Source organism: Pedobacter sp. AK017 (assembly GCF_014200825.1).
In the GTDB taxonomy this organism is placed as follows: Bacteria; Bacteroidota; Bacteroidia; order Sphingobacteriales; family Sphingobacteriaceae; genus Pedobacter; species Pedobacter heparinus.
This window is the reverse complement of sequence record NZ_JACHCW010000001.1, coordinates 188144-202024: the sequence shown is the minus strand read 5'-3', so window position 1 is coordinate 202024 and position 13881 is coordinate 188144. Positions and strand designations below refer to the sequence as shown.

General features: G+C 41.3%; 21 protein-coding genes. 13 read left to right on the top strand and 8 right to left on the bottom strand.

All coding sequences use genetic code 11. From position 1 onward, the window contains the following. Nucleotides 1–112: 112 nt before the first annotated feature. Both HDC92_RS00965 and HDC92_RS00960 read right to left on the bottom strand, forming a co-directional pair. The gene (locus HDC92_RS00965; protein ID WP_183871703.1) at nt 113–433 is read right to left on the bottom strand and encodes a hypothetical protein; all 321 of its coding nucleotides are present in this window, start codon (nt 431–433) and stop codon (nt 113–115) included. 119 nt (nt 434–552) lie between these two features. After that, the gene (locus HDC92_RS00960; protein WP_015807552.1) at nt 553–1107 is read right to left on the bottom strand and encodes a ferritin-like domain-containing protein; all 555 of its coding nucleotides are present in this window, start codon (nt 1105–1107) and stop codon (nt 553–555) included. Between the two features lie 280 nt (nt 1108–1387). Here HDC92_RS00960 and HDC92_RS00955 point away from each other — a divergent pair, with 280 nt between their 5' ends. Genes HDC92_RS00955 through HDC92_RS00940 form a run of 5 tightly spaced genes read left to right on the top strand, consistent with a single transcriptional unit; the run spans nt 1388 to nt 3848 of the window. Continuing rightward, a complete protein-coding gene (locus HDC92_RS00955) occupies nt 1388–1993 on the top strand; it encodes a DUF4142 domain-containing protein (protein ID WP_183871701.1) in 606 nt (201 codons plus the stop codon). A gap of 26 nt (nt 1994–2019) precedes the next feature. Next, nucleotides 2020–2571 (top strand): mechanosensitive ion channel family protein, encoded by a 552-nt coding sequence (locus HDC92_RS00950; protein ID WP_255484312.1) that lies wholly within the window; start codon nt 2020–2022, stop codon nt 2569–2571. Next, nucleotides 2568–2819 (top strand): hypothetical protein, encoded by a 252-nt coding sequence (locus HDC92_RS25065; protein WP_255484311.1) that lies wholly within the window; start codon nt 2568–2570, stop codon nt 2817–2819. The genes HDC92_RS00950 and HDC92_RS25065 overlap by 4 nt, the downstream gene beginning before the upstream one ends. 6 nt (nt 2820–2825) lie before the next feature. Beyond that, entirely contained in the window at nt 2826–3020 is a 195-nt protein-coding gene (locus HDC92_RS00945) for a hypothetical protein (RefSeq protein WP_183871699.1), read from the top strand. Between the two features lie 27 nt (nt 3021–3047). After that, entirely contained in the window at nt 3048–3848 is an 801-nt protein-coding gene (locus HDC92_RS00940; protein WP_183871697.1) for an inorganic diphosphatase, read from the top strand. Nucleotides 3849–3971: 123 nt separating this feature from the next. Here HDC92_RS00940 and HDC92_RS00935 read toward each other — a convergent pair whose 3' ends face one another. Further along, entirely contained in the window at nt 3972–4163 is a 192-nt protein-coding gene (locus tag HDC92_RS00935; RefSeq protein ID WP_015807557.1) for a cold-shock protein, read from the bottom strand. A gap of 164 nt (nt 4164–4327) precedes the next feature. On the opposite strand from HDC92_RS00935, the gene HDC92_RS00930 reads away from it, so the two are divergent. The 5 genes from HDC92_RS00930 (at nt 4328) to HDC92_RS00910 (ending at nt 8182) form a co-directional block, all read left to right on the top strand. Next, nucleotides 4328–5485 carry a zinc-dependent alcohol dehydrogenase gene (locus HDC92_RS00930; RefSeq protein WP_183871695.1) on the top strand — a complete coding sequence of 386 codons (1158 nt, stop codon included), beginning with the start codon at nt 4328–4330 and terminating at the stop codon, nt 5483–5485. Between the two features lie 176 nt (nt 5486–5661). Then, the gene (locus HDC92_RS00925) at nt 5662–6672 is read left to right on the top strand and encodes an SDR family oxidoreductase (RefSeq protein WP_183871693.1); all 1011 of its coding nucleotides are present in this window, start codon (nt 5662–5664) and stop codon (nt 6670–6672) included. 29 nt (nt 6673–6701) lie between these two features. Then, a complete protein-coding gene (locus tag HDC92_RS00920; protein WP_183871691.1) occupies nt 6702–6929 on the top strand; it encodes a hypothetical protein in 228 nt (75 codons plus the stop codon). Between the two features lie 84 nt (nt 6930–7013). After that, nucleotides 7014–7256, top strand: a complete 243-nt coding sequence (locus tag HDC92_RS00915) for a hypothetical protein (RefSeq protein WP_183871689.1) — start codon at nt 7014–7016, stop codon at nt 7254–7256. 29 nt (nt 7257–7285) lie between these two features. Then, nucleotides 7286–8182, top strand: coding sequence for a CorA family divalent cation transporter (locus tag HDC92_RS00910; RefSeq protein ID WP_183871687.1), 897 nt, complete (start codon nt 7286–7288; stop codon nt 8180–8182). Between the two features lie 379 nt (nt 8183–8561). On the opposite strand, the gene HDC92_RS00905 is transcribed toward HDC92_RS00910, so the two are convergent. Beyond that, the gene (locus tag HDC92_RS00905) at nt 8562–8894 is read right to left on the bottom strand and encodes a PD-(D/E)XK nuclease family transposase (protein WP_255484309.1); all 333 of its coding nucleotides are present in this window, start codon (nt 8892–8894) and stop codon (nt 8562–8564) included. Beyond that, nucleotides 8872–9675, bottom strand: a complete 804-nt coding sequence (locus tag HDC92_RS00900) for an Rpn family recombination-promoting nuclease/putative transposase (RefSeq protein ID WP_183871685.1) — start codon at nt 9673–9675, stop codon at nt 8872–8874. The genes HDC92_RS00905 and HDC92_RS00900 overlap by 23 nt, the downstream gene beginning before the upstream one ends. 436 nt (nt 9676–10111) lie before the next feature. Between HDC92_RS00900 and HDC92_RS00895 the strand changes: the two genes are divergently transcribed. Together HDC92_RS00895 and HDC92_RS00890 are read left to right on the top strand one after the other, a co-directional pair. Continuing rightward, nucleotides 10112–11131, top strand: coding sequence for an SDR family NAD(P)-dependent oxidoreductase (locus tag HDC92_RS00895; protein WP_183871683.1), 1020 nt, complete (start codon nt 10112–10114; stop codon nt 11129–11131). 189 nt (nt 11132–11320) lie between these two features. Continuing rightward, nucleotides 11321–12133: a helix-turn-helix domain-containing protein gene (locus tag HDC92_RS00890; RefSeq protein ID WP_183871681.1), complete on the top strand. Its 813-nt coding sequence runs from the start codon at nt 11321–11323 to the stop codon at nt 12131–12133. A gap of 212 nt (nt 12134–12345) precedes the next feature. Here the strand turns inward: HDC92_RS00890 and HDC92_RS00885 are convergent, their stop codons facing one another. The 3 genes from HDC92_RS00885 to HDC92_RS25055 form a co-directional block, all read right to left on the bottom strand. Then, nucleotides 12346–12618 carry a hypothetical protein gene (locus HDC92_RS00885; RefSeq protein ID WP_183871679.1) on the bottom strand — a complete coding sequence of 91 codons (273 nt, stop codon included), beginning with the start codon at nt 12616–12618 and terminating at the stop codon, nt 12346–12348. Between the two features lie 77 nt (nt 12619–12695). Then, nucleotides 12696–12938, bottom strand: a complete 243-nt coding sequence (locus HDC92_RS25060; protein ID WP_255484307.1) for a hypothetical protein — start codon at nt 12936–12938, stop codon at nt 12696–12698. 56 nt (nt 12939–12994) lie between these two features. Then, on the bottom strand, nt 12995–13153 hold the full coding sequence (locus tag HDC92_RS25055; protein ID WP_255484305.1) for a hypothetical protein: 159 nt from the start codon (nt 13151–13153) through the stop codon (nt 12995–12997). Nucleotides 13154–13499: 346 nt separating this feature from the next. Between HDC92_RS25055 and HDC92_RS00875 the strand changes: the two genes are divergently transcribed. Continuing rightward, entirely contained in the window at nt 13500–13877 is a 378-nt protein-coding gene (locus HDC92_RS00875) for a hypothetical protein (RefSeq protein WP_183871678.1), read from the top strand. The last annotated feature ends 4 nt before the right edge of the window (nt 13878–13881 follow it).

Here is a 13881-nt window from a genome sequence, read left to right as displayed (position 1 = left end):
TAGTCTGCGTATTGTTGTTGCATTTTCCCAGTAAGATATAGATCAGTATAAGCTGATGATGGTGGAAAGAACTGTTTACCCGAAGTCATGCAGGTAAACAGTTTTGATTTTATTATGCCGGATCGTCGTCCGGGTTTTCAAAATCTGCGTCTTCTTCTTCGCTTGAGGAGCTTGAATCCGGGTCGTTCTCAGGATCGATATCCAGGTCATCCAAATCGTTAGTTTCCTGGTCGATTTCCAGTTCTTCATTTTCCTGTTCAAGACGAGTTCCTTCTCCGTCTGCAAATTCTGTTTCTCCGGGGGTGTAACCAGCTTGTTCATTATCGGCGCTGCCGTCCTGGTTAGTTTCTTCTTGTTCCATGGGGTTTCGGCCGACCTGGAACTGTTCAGGGTTTATAACTTCTTCTTCTGGTAAGTGATCTTGATTTTCCATAATTGTAGATTTTAGAAACGTATAACAATGGCTTTATTGACAGTAAGGAAAATATATTGGTAGGGATGATGGGAATATCCCCCTTAGCGTGGCTAAGGGGGTAGGAGGTTTATTCTTCTTTATTCAGCTGCCGCCTGCTCGTTGATTGAGCTGACTGCAATTTCGGTAAGGGCAACGTCCGTCGCTTTTTCGTTGTCCAGGGTAAATTGCAGGAGCTCTGCCACATCGGTATGTCCCATGTTTTGGGCAAAAACTACCAGTGTGCCATAGGTTGCGATTTCGTAATGCTCTACTTTTTGGGCGGCAAGAATAAGCCCGGCGTCACGGATCATGGTATCCGCATCGGTATCTTCAATGATGCTTTCGGCTTCTTTTAACAGGCCTTCCATGGCATCGCATTTTTTTGCCTGGGCTTTCTCGTCCAGCAGCTGGAATACCTGCTCGAGGGTCGCGATGTGGTTATTGGTTTCTTCAGTATGTTTTTCAAATGCGGCTGCCAGTTCCGGACTGGTTGCGGCTTTTTTCATTTTAGGGAGGGCTTTAGAAAGGTGTTTTTCTGCCCAGTAGATGTCTTTCAGTTCGTCCACGAAGAATTCATGGAATTCTGAATTTTCCATTTTCCCTGTTTTTGATTTTGTGGCTGTCTTTGCGCCTGTTTTTGTTGTAGTTGCCATAATTTTTAGTTTTTCGTTAGATTAATGTTCTTGAATTCAATGTTGTATTACAATCAACTGCGGGGAAATAACCAACAGTCTAAAAATTTGTTTGAACTTTTTTAAAAAGGATAATTTTCGCTGAGAACTATAGCTGAAATGTAAGGTAACTGTATCTGTTTAACATTGGAGGTTAGCGTTTGTTTTGATTTTCTTTGTGGCTCTTTTGAAAGAGATTAAAACTTTTTTGATCCCACAGGGGTTAATGCCTTTATCTATTATTTATCTAATCTTCAACACTATGAAAACTAAAAGTTTCTTAAAATTTTCTGCAATCCTGGTGGTTTTTGCCGGATTAGCAGCTTGTCAGAATACAGACAGAAGTGGTAATGCCCAATTGGACAGCGCCCCGGTTGGCAGCGATTCTTTGCGCAGGGCCGACAGTTCAGATGCGACGAATGTGACCCATATGAGCAAGGTGGATGGCGACGGAGCGGCTTTTATGGATACGGCTGCTGTGGGCGGTATGATGGAGGTAGATCTGGGTAAACTGGCACTTGAAAAGTCTTCCAATGCAGATGTTAAGAAATTTGCTGCGCAAATGGTTGCTGATCATACCAAGGCCAATACGGATCTGAAAGCGGTTGCGGCGAAGCTGGAGCATTTGTTGCCTTCGGCTTATCCGGCGGATGTGAAAGCGCATATGGATGCGATGAAGAAGTTAAGTGGGAAAGAATTTGACAAGCATTACATGGATATGATGGTAAATGATCATGTCAAAACCCTCGATCTGTTCAGATCTGCAAGCAGCTTAAGAGGTGAGATTAAAGATTTTGCTGCAGCTACACTTCCGGTTTTGGAAAAACACCATCAAATGGCTAAGGAAATAAATGCATCGCTGAAATAAAATTGACGATGCAAATTAATGAATTGATGAATAAGAAGGTTGAGCACTTTTACGATAAGTTTTATGACTGGGTACTGTTAAAAGGCCCAGTCGTTTTGCTGGGGATTGCTGTCTTGATCATTGGTCTGTGGCTGATCAGGATATTTGCACGCTGGATGCGAAACAGGATGCAGCATAAAAAAATCAACAGTTCATTGAAACCTTTTTTTCTGAGCGTGGCCGTTGTGGTGCTTAGGATACTGCTGATTTTTTTAGTGATGCAGATTATGGGCATTCAGCTGACCATTTTTGCTGCCCTGGTCGGTGCGATTGGTGTTGCTGCAGGCCTGGCACTGTCTGGTACAATGCAGAATTTCGCCAGCGGTGTATTGATCTTGTTATTAAAGCCATTCCGCGTTTCGGATAATATAATAGCCCAGGGGCAGGAGGGTACGGTATCTTCTATACAACTCTTCTTTACTGTGGTGACTACTTTTGACAATAGAACGGTGATTATCCCCAATAGTAAACTCTCTAACGAAGTCATCATTAACATCAGTGCGATTGGCAGCAGGAGACTGGATCTGGAACTAAATTGAATTACGGGATTGACCTGTCCAAGGTTAGACAGGTGATCGATGAAACCATCACAGAATCAAAATCGGTTTTGAAAACCCCGGAGAAAAGGGTGGGTGTATCTTTATTGGAAACGGATGGTTACAAGGTGATGATCAATGTCTGGCTGAATTCCCATGGCTTTCACGATGCCAGGCTCATCTTTCAGGAAAATTTATTGGAAAATCTGAAATCTTCGGGTATTAAGCTACCGGGAATGGATTCAAAGTAATATTAAATGATGAAGCGAGGGAAAATTACATTTAAGGGGATATGGAAAGTGGTAAAGGAAACCTTTACAGGATTTAGCGAGCATAAGGTAACCTTTAAAGTGTTGCCAGGCTTAGAGATTCTCCCTTCGCATTATGCGGTGACAACTAAGGAAATTGAAGTGGAAACCAGTCATAAGTCTGTTCAGCAAAATGCTTCATAAACGATTAATCATCAATAATAATGGGATATGGATACAGTAACTGTAATCATTGAAACACCCAAGGGCAGCGGCCAGAAGTATGACTACGATCCGCAGACGGGAAAGATGAAGCTGAAAAAGGTGATGCCGCTGGGGTTGGTATTTCCTTTTGATTTCGGCTTTATTCCTGCAACGGTTGGTGGTGATGGTGATCCGCTGGATGTGCTGGTAGTTTCTGAGGTTTCGGCTTTTTCGGGTTGCGTGATGGATTGCAGGATCATTGGTGCGTTTAAGGTTGTACAGCAAGAACGTAATGGTGAACGCATGCGAAACGACAGGCTGATCGCTATCCCTGAAGTTTCGCAGCGTTATGCCGAGGTAACTGCACTGAAAGATCTTTCCAAAACAATCGTAGATCAGGCTATCGCTTTCTTTACCAGTTACAATGAGCAGGCCGGTAAGAAATTTAGTGTGCTGGAAAAGTTAAGTGCTGCGAAAGCTTTTCAGCTCATTGAAAAAAGCCGGAAGGATTTACCCATGGACCGGCTGGTGGAAATTTTCCTGCCTTTACGGGATGGCAATGGCGAGGTATTTCCTAAACAAGTGTATGATGGGATTCGTGAGGAGCTGACAACTAAGTTTGGAGGCGTAACTGAATATTCCAGGAACCCGGTGAAGGGTTTCTGGAAACCTGATGAGGGCAGAGCTGAGCAAGATGAACTTTTGGTGTTCGAAGTGATGTGCACTGAAATAGATGCCGGATTCTGGGATAAGTTGAAGTTACGGTTATTGAAAATCTTTAAACAGGATTCACTCATCATCAGGTGGTCTAAAATAGAACTCCGGTAAAGTTGCGTTGGCACCAGTTTTTTTTCATCAACCTCAAGGCTAGGCCTGTGACCACTGCACCCAGCACTATTGTTGAGAGCAAAAAAAGCATCACTGTGGATGCTGTTATAAGCGGAACCAGGATCAGATCTTTTTTACTTTAGTGGCGTTGAGGCCCTTCTTGCCGTTTTCCACCTCATAACTGACCCGGTCGTTTTCCCTTACCGGGGCACTGAGCGCGCTGGCGTGCACAAATAATTCCGGATCTCCGTTGCTGGGTATAATGAAGCCAAATCCTTTTGACTCATTAAAAAATTTTACTGTTCCTTCTGGCATGTTGTTGTTATTAAAAATTAGGTGTTCGGCAAACTTTGGTTTGTCCCATTACGGAGATGATAACAGTCGGGTTTGAGTTTTTGTTTAATAAAATATTAAAATAATTTTTATTAAACAATCTGTTTTTCAGTGTGTTGAAATTAAGCTAACTAAAAACATCTACTATGAAAGCAGCAGTATTTCACAAACCCGGAGACATCAGTTATACCACGGTCGCCGATCCCAGGATCGAGCTGGCGACCGATATTATTTTAAAAGTAACCAGCACAGCAATATGTGGTTCTGACCTGCATATTTTAAGCGGTGCAGTTCCGCAGACTACAGATATGGTAATGGGCCACGAGTTTATGGGGATCGTTGAAGAAGTCGGCGCCGAAATAAAAAATCTGAAAAAAGGAGATCGCGTCATTGTTCCTTTTCCGATTGCCTGTGGTCAATGTTTTTTCTGTAGCCACGGTGCTTCGCCAGCCTGCGAAAATTCTAATTACAAGCATTATGGCCCCAATGGGGATATGATGGACCAGAAGGGAGCTGCTTTGTTTGGTTATACAGATTTGTATGGAGGATATTCAGGCGGACAGGCGGAATATGTCAGGGTGCCTTATGGGGATGTGAGCCCCAGGATCATTCCGGACAATCTTACCGATGAGCAGGCACTTTTTCTAACCGATATATTCCCTACGGGATGGTCGGGTGTAGACTGGGCGCAACTTAAGGGGGGCGAGGTCGTAGCGATTTTTGGTTCCGGACCTGTCGGACTAATGGCACAAAAGGCCGCCTGGCTAAATGGTGCGAGCCGTGTAATTGCTATTGATCCATTGGATTATCGCCTGGAAAAAGCAAAGGCAGTCAACAAAGTAGATACGCTTAACCCACATAAAGTCGATGTAGTGAAAGCCATTCGTGAAATGACACAGGGAAGAGGAGCGGATGTTTGTATTGACGCGGTAGGATTTGAACCGGAACGTAGTTTTATGGATAAGGTTAAAGCAACGATCAATTTTGAAAAAGGCAGCATGAAAGTGCTGGACATGTGTTTCGAAGCAGTTCGCCGTAGCGGAACAGTATCCATCCTGGGCGTCTATGGAAGTCCTTACGATAATTTCCCGCTGTTTAGAATCTTTGATAAAGGCATTACCATTAAACAGGGGCAGGCACCGGTACTGAATTATATCGACCATTTGATCATGCTGGTCAGAGAAGAAAAGGTGGTGCTTGATGACATCATCACCCATAGCCTGCCGTTGAGTGAGGTGGCTAAGGGATATCAGCTTTTTGATGAAAAAAAGGATGATTGTGTAAAAGTTGTTTTAAAACCTTAATTGATTTGTGATGAATATCGTCTGGCAAGGATAAAGTGGTGTCCGGACTGAAGAATAAAGTGCAGGTGGCGATGGGTAATCTGATGCCCGACAGTACACTTGCCCATCAGATGGGTGAACAGCAAAAGCCTGTCGGAGATGAAGAATAATTTTGTTGAATTTAAAGTTGAAAAGAGATGAACAAAGAAGAAAATAAAATTAGTCGGCGTACGGCAATCGGCGGTTTGGGTGTGGGAATGGCCGCTATGGCAATCAGTCCGGTATTAGGTGCCGGAACTACGAGTTTTAATAACATTTCGCATTTAGCAGGGTTGGAGGACCCGACAACAAAATATCCAAAACCTCCTTTTAAGGAACAAAAGCAACCCTGGCCAGGACTGGCCAGTAAAATGGATCCACGGCCGGATCATGGGGAAACCAGTTATAAAGGATCTGGTCGTTTAACAGGCCGTAAGGCTTTGGTTACAGGTGGGGATTCGGGGATGGGCCGCGCAGCTGCGATTGCTTATGCCAGGGAAGGAGCTGATGTAGCCATCAACTTCCTGCCAGCAGAGGAGCCTGATGCGAAAGAAGTGATTGAACTGATCAAAAAAGAAGGGCGTAAAGCGATTGCAATTCCAGGGGATTTGCGGGATGAAGCTTTCTGTAAGCGTTTGGTAGATGAAGCAGTGAAAGGCCTGGGTGGCTTGGATATTCTGGTAAATAATGCTGCCCGTCAGCAAACCCGTGAGTCTATTTTAGATATTACGGCAGAGGATTTTGATGCCACGATGAAAACGAATGTTTATGCGCCGTTTTGGATCACCAAGGCTGCTTTGCCGCATTTAAAACCAGGGTCAGTGATTATCGCCACTACTTCAGTACAGGCGACTGATCCCTCGGCTGAGCTCTTTGACTATGCGCAGACCAAAGCGGCCAATACCAGTTATGTCAGGTCGCTGGCAAAACAGCTGGGGCCAAAAGGGATCCGGGTAAATGGCGTGGCACCTGGTCCGATATGGACGCCATTGCAGGTGAGTGGTGGCGCGACGATGGAAAAACTGAAGAACTTTGGTGGTGATACGCCGCTGGCAAGACCGGGTCAGCCGGCTGAACTGGGTTCTATTTATGTGCAGCTGGCGGCCAGCGATGCGAGTTATTCCACGGGTCAGATCTATGGTGCAGCGGGTGGCAGCGGACAGCCTTAAATTTTTGTTTTAAACTAAAAGTACATATTATGAAAAGTATAGGTGAGGAATCAGCTGATAACATGGCTAAGAAACAAATTACACCATCAACCCCGGTAAGTCCCAGGGATGGTTTAGACAATACAGGAACGCAAGGGTATGATTCCCTGACTGATGATGCGTTTACAGGTTCTTCAAAGAAACCGGAGGAAAATCCAGGAGATGACCAGAGTCATACGGGCAGTTCTTCGGAAGATTTTGACGATAGGGGGGATTAGGGTATGCGAAATATAGCAGAAGATTGGGAGCCTTTCGAAATGTATTCTATGTTATTTATCTACTGATAATTTAAGTGAATAAAAATGAAGGAAAATAATTCAATTGACGTTCAGGGTCAAATAGAAGTGGACTATAGCCAGTATGATGAGGCTGTACAAAAGTTAAAACCGAAGGTATACCAACAAGGCGATGGCTTTTATTGTCTTTCCGGTCCTGATCAGGAGACGGGGATTTTTGGAAGTGGTGATACGCCGGATGCTGCAATCCAGTCCTGGAAATCAGCACTTGAAGAAAGGTTCAGGCGCTTGCATGGGGAAGATGAATGATGATTTTGATAACCCGGACTTAGAAAATTATGATAAATCACGTTGCATCATTTGCAGATCAGGGATTTGAATGGACAGATCTGGTAGATCCGTCTTTAGAAGAACTAAACGATCTTGCCAGGAAATATAAACTGCATCCTGCTTTGGTTAAAGATTGTCTCCAGCCTGATCATCTACCTAAGTATGAAAGAATGGAGAACTATTCTTTTATTATTTTCAGGATACATACCGATAACAATGTGGCTGAAGCGGATACGGTTCAGCTGCTGACCCATAAAATTGCTATTTTTTATGGGGAAAAATTTCTGCTGACCATTCACCGGCGTGAACATGAATTTATTAAACCATTGATGGATCTGGCATGCGCTGGCAAGTGCGAGAGTAGCAGAGAATTGCTGAACGCTCTGGTCAGCGCCTGTTTGAATACTTATGAAGCACCATTGGCCAAACTGGCGAAATCGGTAGACTATTTTGAGGAGATTGTGTTTCTCAGACCTAAAAAAGTGCCGCTTTTAAAGGGGTTGTATTACCTCAAGCGGAAAATTGATTTGCTCAAGCGGATGCTGATTCTTTCTTTTGAAATCATTGATGCGATTGATTCTACGGAGGGTGATGTCAACACCAGGGATATCCGTGATCAGTATGTTAAGTTCCAGAATATGTTTGATTCGCTGGCTGAGAACATTCATCAATTGCTAGCCATATATTTTTCGGCTTCTTCTCAAAAAACCAATGAGATCATGCGGGTGCTGACAATCTTGTCTGTGTTTTTTATGCCGCTGACTTTCATAGTTGGCATTTATGGGATGAATTTTGATGTTATGCCGGAACTGCACTGGAAAATTGGTTATCCAGGGGTAATGGGACTGATGGTGGTAGTAACGGTATCCATCTACTTCTGGTTTAAACGCAAAGGTTGGTTGTAAGATTGATTGGAAAGCACTTCCAAGCGATGGAGCCTTCTACTGACCTATAGGTGAGATCAGGTTAACGCAGTACACTTTTACCCGTATTTTCGCTATTTGTTTTTGAAATCATCCTGTTTTTTCCCCAGTCTTAGGGTACCATATTCAGGCTCAGTTTGCTCCAAAAGTGTTTAATCAAAAACTTCCCGTAATCAGCCCTGTCTTTTCCTTCCTGCTCTTCCAGGAAATTCGCTGGCCGATGTGCCAGTATAAAACGAACAGTTTTATAATACCTGCTTAATCCTGACTTAATAAGCTGTGTTTATATTCGTTTAGCCCAATGCTTGTTATTAAATACATTTGGAAGATCCCAAAAAACCCAGGATGGATGTTCTGGGTTTTATTTTTGAAGGGACTGGATTTCTTCTTTTGAAAGTTTGGTAAGCTTAATGATTTCTTCTATTGGGTATTTGTTAACTAGCATTTCAAGAGCGATCTCAATTGCTTTTTTATGTATGCCTTGTTCACGACCTTGTTCCAGACCTTGTTCACGACCTTGTTCCAAACCTTGTTCCAGACCTTTTTTAACCGCGTAATCCAGTACATTTTTGTTATCCCACTTGCGCTTTAAACTTGAATTGTACATATCACGTTCCTCTGGTGTTAAACTGGCATAATTAGCCAGGGTAAATAACTGATCAAATTCCGGGCTATAATGCTTGTATTTCTTCAATTGTAAGTCCGGTGTACTTTGCAATTTTTTCAATAGGGAATTTATCTTTTTTCATTTCAAGAGCAATTTCCATTGCTTCTTCATAACGACCTTTAATTTCTCCTCTACGATATAAAATGTCTTTTTCTTCTTTAAATATTTTTCCTACCAGTGCCATATCTTTAATTGCTTTTTTATTTAAATTACGTAATTGCAAAAGTATCCTTAGCTGTCTAAAATAACGCCCTTGTTCCAGTGCAGAGCTATGGGTTTCTATTTCCTGAACAACCTGTGCCAATACACTTTCTGTGCTTTCTGATGCTAAATTACTTAAAATTGCCAGCATTTTCTCCTCAACCAAATCTGATTTTAAGAACAGTTTATAGTTTACAGCAGAGAGCTCTGTTAAGTTGTAGCGGAATCGGAAATCCTTAGTTGTGATAGAAGTGGCCATATTTGCTTTGGCAGGGCCAATGTAAATTACGAACTGTTTAACAGGCAACTTATGTTTTCTTTGCAACATGATGCTATACTCTGCCATACGAAAAGCCATTTCCGGATAATTATCCGTTTGGTATTCAACATGCAGCACATATCTGTTGCCCTTGTTATCCCTAACCTTCTTTAGTAAATCTGTTTTTCTTTCTTTGGTAAATTGTACATCATCGGTAAGTTCTTCTACAGTATTGATGTTTAAATGAAGGACGTGTTTAATTATACCAGGTAGGGTATTGTGCATGTTTTCCCTAAAAATCTTGTCGTATTTGCTTCCTTGTACAGGGTGGTTGATTTCTTCCGGCATTTTAAGTTTTTGATAATGCAAAGCTACGCTGGAGAAAGTTGGGAAACCTAACTTTGCCGAAATTCAGCTAAATTCGCTGAATTTTTAAGGGTTTTTGAAATTTAGTTTGGAATTGTAGGTTATAGAATTGCAATTTCAACATGAAATTCTGCAACTAGTTTTCCAAATGCTGATGCCGCAGGCAGCAGTAATCAGTCTGATGTCGCATAGCCTATCCGTACTGTTGGCCTGATAATTATCCCTAATGCCGTACACGTGGATTTGTACGACAAAATTGATGTTATTCCTTTTGGTAAGTTGGAAACATTCTTTAAAGACAATTTATGGTAAAATCAAATAAACTGACCTGCTCAACAAAATTAATTGACACGCTCAACAAAACTCTCCGCTCTGTATCTACCTAAATTTGTTCTATAACATTTAAATAAAAAACGAAATGGAAAAGAACAATTATAAAGGCGCATTACAGCACCCATTGGGCTCAGGTTTTAATGCTACCTCAACAGCGACAGAAGTTATCAAAGGCATTGATCTGACAGGAAAGATCGCAATCGTAACTGGTGGAAACGCTGGTATAGGTTTGGAAACCACAAAAATACTTGCAGCAGCAGGCGCAATCGTGATTGTACCTGCCAGAGACATTGAAAAAGCAAAGAAAAATCTGGAAGGTATTTCTAACGTTGAAATTGAGGCAATGGATCTCTCTAAGCCTGAAACCATTGATACATTTGCCGAAAAATTCCTTGCTTCTGGCAGGCCACTTCATCTTTTGATCAATAATGCTGGAATCATGTGGGTACCGTTACAACGTGATAGCCGTGGTATTGAATCGCAACTGGCAACCAATTATCTGGGACAGTTTCAGCTAGTGGCAAGATTATGGCCTGCGCTTAAAAATGCCAATGGCGCACGCGTTGTTAACGTTTCCTCACTCGGACACCATATGGCACCCTTCAATTTCGATGACCCCAACTTCGAGCATAGAGAATACCAAACATTGCTTGGCTATGGACAGTCAAAAACAGCCAGTAACCTGTTTGCCCTAGAGTTAGATAATCGTGCCCAGGCATATCAAGTAAGAGCATACTCACTGCATCCTGGTTCAATTGCCGGAACAGAGTTAGCCAGAGATGCAGATATGGAATTGTTCAAACAGATGGGCTTCTTTGATGAGCATGGAAATATGCGCCCGGAAATACTTGCCAGCCTGAAAACCATATCACAAGGTGCTGCAACTTCCGTTTGGGTTGCAACCAGCGCCTTACTTAACAACATTGGTGGCGTTTATTGCGAGGATGGGGATATTGCCGAGCTTCTTTCTGAGGACCCATCAGTACAAACAAACGCTAAACTGCATCAAAGCGGTGTGCAACCGTATTCACTGGACGAAAGCAATGCCAAGCAACTTTGGAAGCTAACTGAGGAAATAACAGGTATTAAATTCAAAATGAACTAGATCATGAAAAATTTAAACGGAAAAATCGCTCTGATTACGGGAGGCAATAGCGGGGTCGGGTATGCCGCTGCCAAGGAATTTAAAAAAAAACGGTGCGCAAGTGATCATCACCGGTAGAAGAAAAGAAGCCTCAAGTATAATGGTGAATTTCACTAAAGAAATTCGCCTAAAACAAATAACTTTATTCCGATGGAGCATTTATCCAAATACTTGACCAAAGACATTAAGCTTTCCAGCTACGAAGACAAACTGTTCAAATCAGACCTGATGTTCGATGATCACATGCTGGTTTGGTTTATTTCTGGAGAAACAAAGATTATACAGGCAGACAGAACATTTTATTTCAAAACCGGAGATATTTTTCTGATCCCAAGAAATGAACTGGCAACGATCATCAATTATCCAAAGAATGGTCTGCCACATAAAACGGTGGTGATGCATCTGTCAACCGATCGACTGAAGCAATTTTATGAAAAAATAGAGATCAGAAAAGATATACAGAATGAGCAGAAAATATACAGTTTTAGTAACCACCCCTTATTAGAAAGCTGCCTGGCTTCGCTAATACCCTATTTCAATATGGAGGGAGAATTTCCCGAAAGCCTTGCTTCCTTAAAAATTATAGAAGCCATTAGCATTCTAAGAATAATAAACCCAGAGGTAGATAGTGTTTTGGCAAATTTTGATGCTCCCGGAAAGATTGACCTGGTGAGTTTCATGCAACGGAATTTTATGTTCAATATGTCATTAGAAAAATTGGGATACTTAACAGGCCGAAGTTTATCTACTTTCAATAGGGATTTCAAGAAGCTATTCCATACAAGCCCCCAAAAATGGTTGACTGAGAAAAGGCTTGAATTAGCTCACTATCACTTATCCGAAAAAAAGAAAAAACCAACTGAGGTTTACCTTGAAGTTGGCTTTGAAGATCTGTCTCATTTTTCCTTTATTTTTAAGAAGAAATACGGAGTATCTCCTAATCAAATATCATTAGTTAGATAAAAGTAATAGTAAGTCCCTTTGCTTTACCCACTTTTGACTGAAAAGCAGGATGGTTTCTATATTTATCCAACGTGCTGTCTACTGCAACATTAGACTTCAAATCTTTTTTAATTTCAGTTAGGTACCTAGTAATCCCCATTCTATAAAGTCAGGTTCTGGCTTTGTTACTTCAATAGAATCCTGTTCATAAACTGAAAAAATTTGATGGCCAACTATAATTGCTCTATTTCCTGGATGGTAAGACCGGTAGCTTCAGCAATAGTATTTATATCAATACCTTTATTTTTAAATTTACGAGCTATCGTTTTTTTCTCTTTTAAGGCTTTGGCACGTTCTTCAGCTTTGCCTTCATTTTTGGCTCTGTCTAATAATAATTCTTCAATGCCCATTGTATTGCTCCTTCCTGTTAATTTTTGTAGTTCTTGTTCAAATATGCTGTTATTCCCGGGCTCTGAAAAGCGTACATAGTATCGCAGAAAATTCATCAGCACTCATTTAGCCAAATGGGTTTATATGGGCATATGAGAAAATTAGCATGATAAATAACTGATCAAATTCCGGGCTATAGTGCCTGGATTTCTTCAATTGAAAGCTTAGTGATTTTAGCAATAAATTCTGTAGCTAATCCTTCTTTTTTAAGTTCAAGAGCAATTTCCAATGCTTCTTCATAACGACCTTTTTCAATACCTTTAATCTCGCCTTTAATTTCTCCTCTACGATATAAAATGTCTTTTTCTTCTTTAAATATTTTTCCTACCAATGCCATATCTTTAATTGCTTTTTTATTTAAATTACGTAATTGCAAAAGTATCCTTAGCTGTCTAAAATAACGCCCTTGTTCTAATGTAGAAATATGGGTTTCTATTTCCTGAACAACACATCATCGGTAAGTTCTTCTACAGTATTGACGTTTAAATGAAGGACGTGTTTAATTATACCAGGTAGGGTGTTGTGCATGTTTTCCCTAAAAATCTTGTCGTATTTGCTTCCTTGTACAGGATGGTTGATTTCTTCCGGCATTTTAAGTTTTTGATAATACAAAGCTACTCTGGTAAAAGTTGTGAAACCTAAGTTGGCCGAAATTCAGCTAAATTCGCTGAATTGTTAAGGGTTTTTGAAATTTAGTTTGGAATTGTAGGTTTCAGAATTGCAATTTCAACATGAAATTCTGTAACTAGTTTTCCAAATGCTGATGCCGAAGGCAGCAGTAATCAGCATGATGTTGTATAGCATATAATAGGTTAGAATATTTATATTCTGGTAGTTTTAGCCCTGGCACACTATTTCAAAAAAGCAGGGGTAACAATTTTCCGCTTTTCCTGATATACCTATAACAAACAGTATTTAATCTTTAAAAAAGAATATCATGAAAACTTACACATTAATCTTTGCCTTATCATTTATCAGTTCAATTGCATTTAGCCAGGTCAAAGGAAAGGGAGGCAGCGGGGGCGGGGCAGCAGCTGCGTCTTATGCCGCGACAGGAAAAGCTATTGTGCCATCAGACACGGCTAAGACCATTATTTTTAAGCAAACCCAAGGTACAACATTTGGCGAAAAAGTGAACCAGGGTTTACATGCAGCGGGCTCTGCAGTAGCTTCAGGTGCAGCGAAAACAGAAAACCCCTTGTACCAGGGAAATGCCGGTAGCCAAAATAACCCGCTTCATAACTCTGAAGCAAAGGTAGCCAGCCCCGGTAATCCAATTGGTGGTATAATTGTAAAAGGTGGTAAAAACAAATAAATAG

Excerpts from the sequence above, each read along its gene's own strand:
- HDC92_RS00915 (WP_183871689.1), top strand. The coding sequence starts at position 7,014 with ATGAAGGAAAATAATTCAATTGACGTTCAGGGTCAAATAGAAGTGGAC.
- HDC92_RS00910 (WP_183871687.1), top strand. The coding sequence starts at position 7,286 with ATGATAAATCACGTTGCATCATTTGCAGATCAGGGATTTGAATGGACA.
- HDC92_RS00930 (WP_183871695.1), top strand. The coding sequence starts at position 4,328 with ATGAAAGCAGCAGTATTTCACAAACCCGGAGACATCAGTTATACCACG.
- HDC92_RS00950 (WP_255484312.1), top strand. The coding sequence starts at position 2,020 with ATGAATAAGAAGGTTGAGCACTTTTACGATAAGTTTTATGACTGGGTA.
- HDC92_RS00920 (WP_183871691.1), top strand. The coding sequence starts at position 6,702 with ATGAAAAGTATAGGTGAGGAATCAGCTGATAACATGGCTAAGAAACAA.
- HDC92_RS00965 (WP_183871703.1), bottom strand. The coding sequence starts at position 433 with ATGGAAAATCAAGATCACTTACCAGAAGAAGAAGTTATAAACCCTGAA.
- HDC92_RS00960 (WP_015807552.1), bottom strand. The coding sequence starts at position 1,107 with ATGGCAACTACAACAAAAACAGGCGCAAAGACAGCCACAAAATCAAAA.
- HDC92_RS00935 (WP_015807557.1), bottom strand. The coding sequence starts at position 4,163 with ATGCCAGAAGGAACAGTAAAATTTTTTAATGAGTCAAAAGGATTTGGC.
- HDC92_RS00945 (WP_183871699.1), top strand. The coding sequence starts at position 2,826 with ATGATGAAGCGAGGGAAAATTACATTTAAGGGGATATGGAAAGTGGTA.
- HDC92_RS00875 (WP_183871678.1), top strand. The coding sequence starts at position 13,500 with ATGAAAACTTACACATTAATCTTTGCCTTATCATTTATCAGTTCAATT.
- HDC92_RS00895 (WP_183871683.1), top strand. The coding sequence starts at position 10,112 with ATGGAAAAGAACAATTATAAAGGCGCATTACAGCACCCATTGGGCTCA.
- HDC92_RS00925 (WP_183871693.1), top strand. The coding sequence starts at position 5,662 with ATGAACAAAGAAGAAAATAAAATTAGTCGGCGTACGGCAATCGGCGGT.
- HDC92_RS25055 (WP_255484305.1), bottom strand. The coding sequence starts at position 13,153 with ATGCCGGAAGAAATCAACCATCCTGTACAAGGAAGCAAATACGACAAG.
- HDC92_RS00890 (WP_183871681.1), top strand. The coding sequence starts at position 11,321 with ATGGAGCATTTATCCAAATACTTGACCAAAGACATTAAGCTTTCCAGC.
- HDC92_RS00900 (WP_183871685.1), bottom strand. The coding sequence starts at position 9,675 with ATGCCGGAAGAAATCAACCACCCTGTACAAGGAAGCAAATACGACAAG.
- HDC92_RS00885 (WP_183871679.1), bottom strand. The coding sequence starts at position 12,618 with ATGAATTTTCTGCGATACTATGTACGCTTTTCAGAGCCCGGGAATAAC.
- HDC92_RS00940 (WP_183871697.1), top strand. The coding sequence starts at position 3,048 with ATGGATACAGTAACTGTAATCATTGAAACACCCAAGGGCAGCGGCCAG.
- HDC92_RS00955 (WP_183871701.1), top strand. The coding sequence starts at position 1,388 with ATGAAAACTAAAAGTTTCTTAAAATTTTCTGCAATCCTGGTGGTTTTT.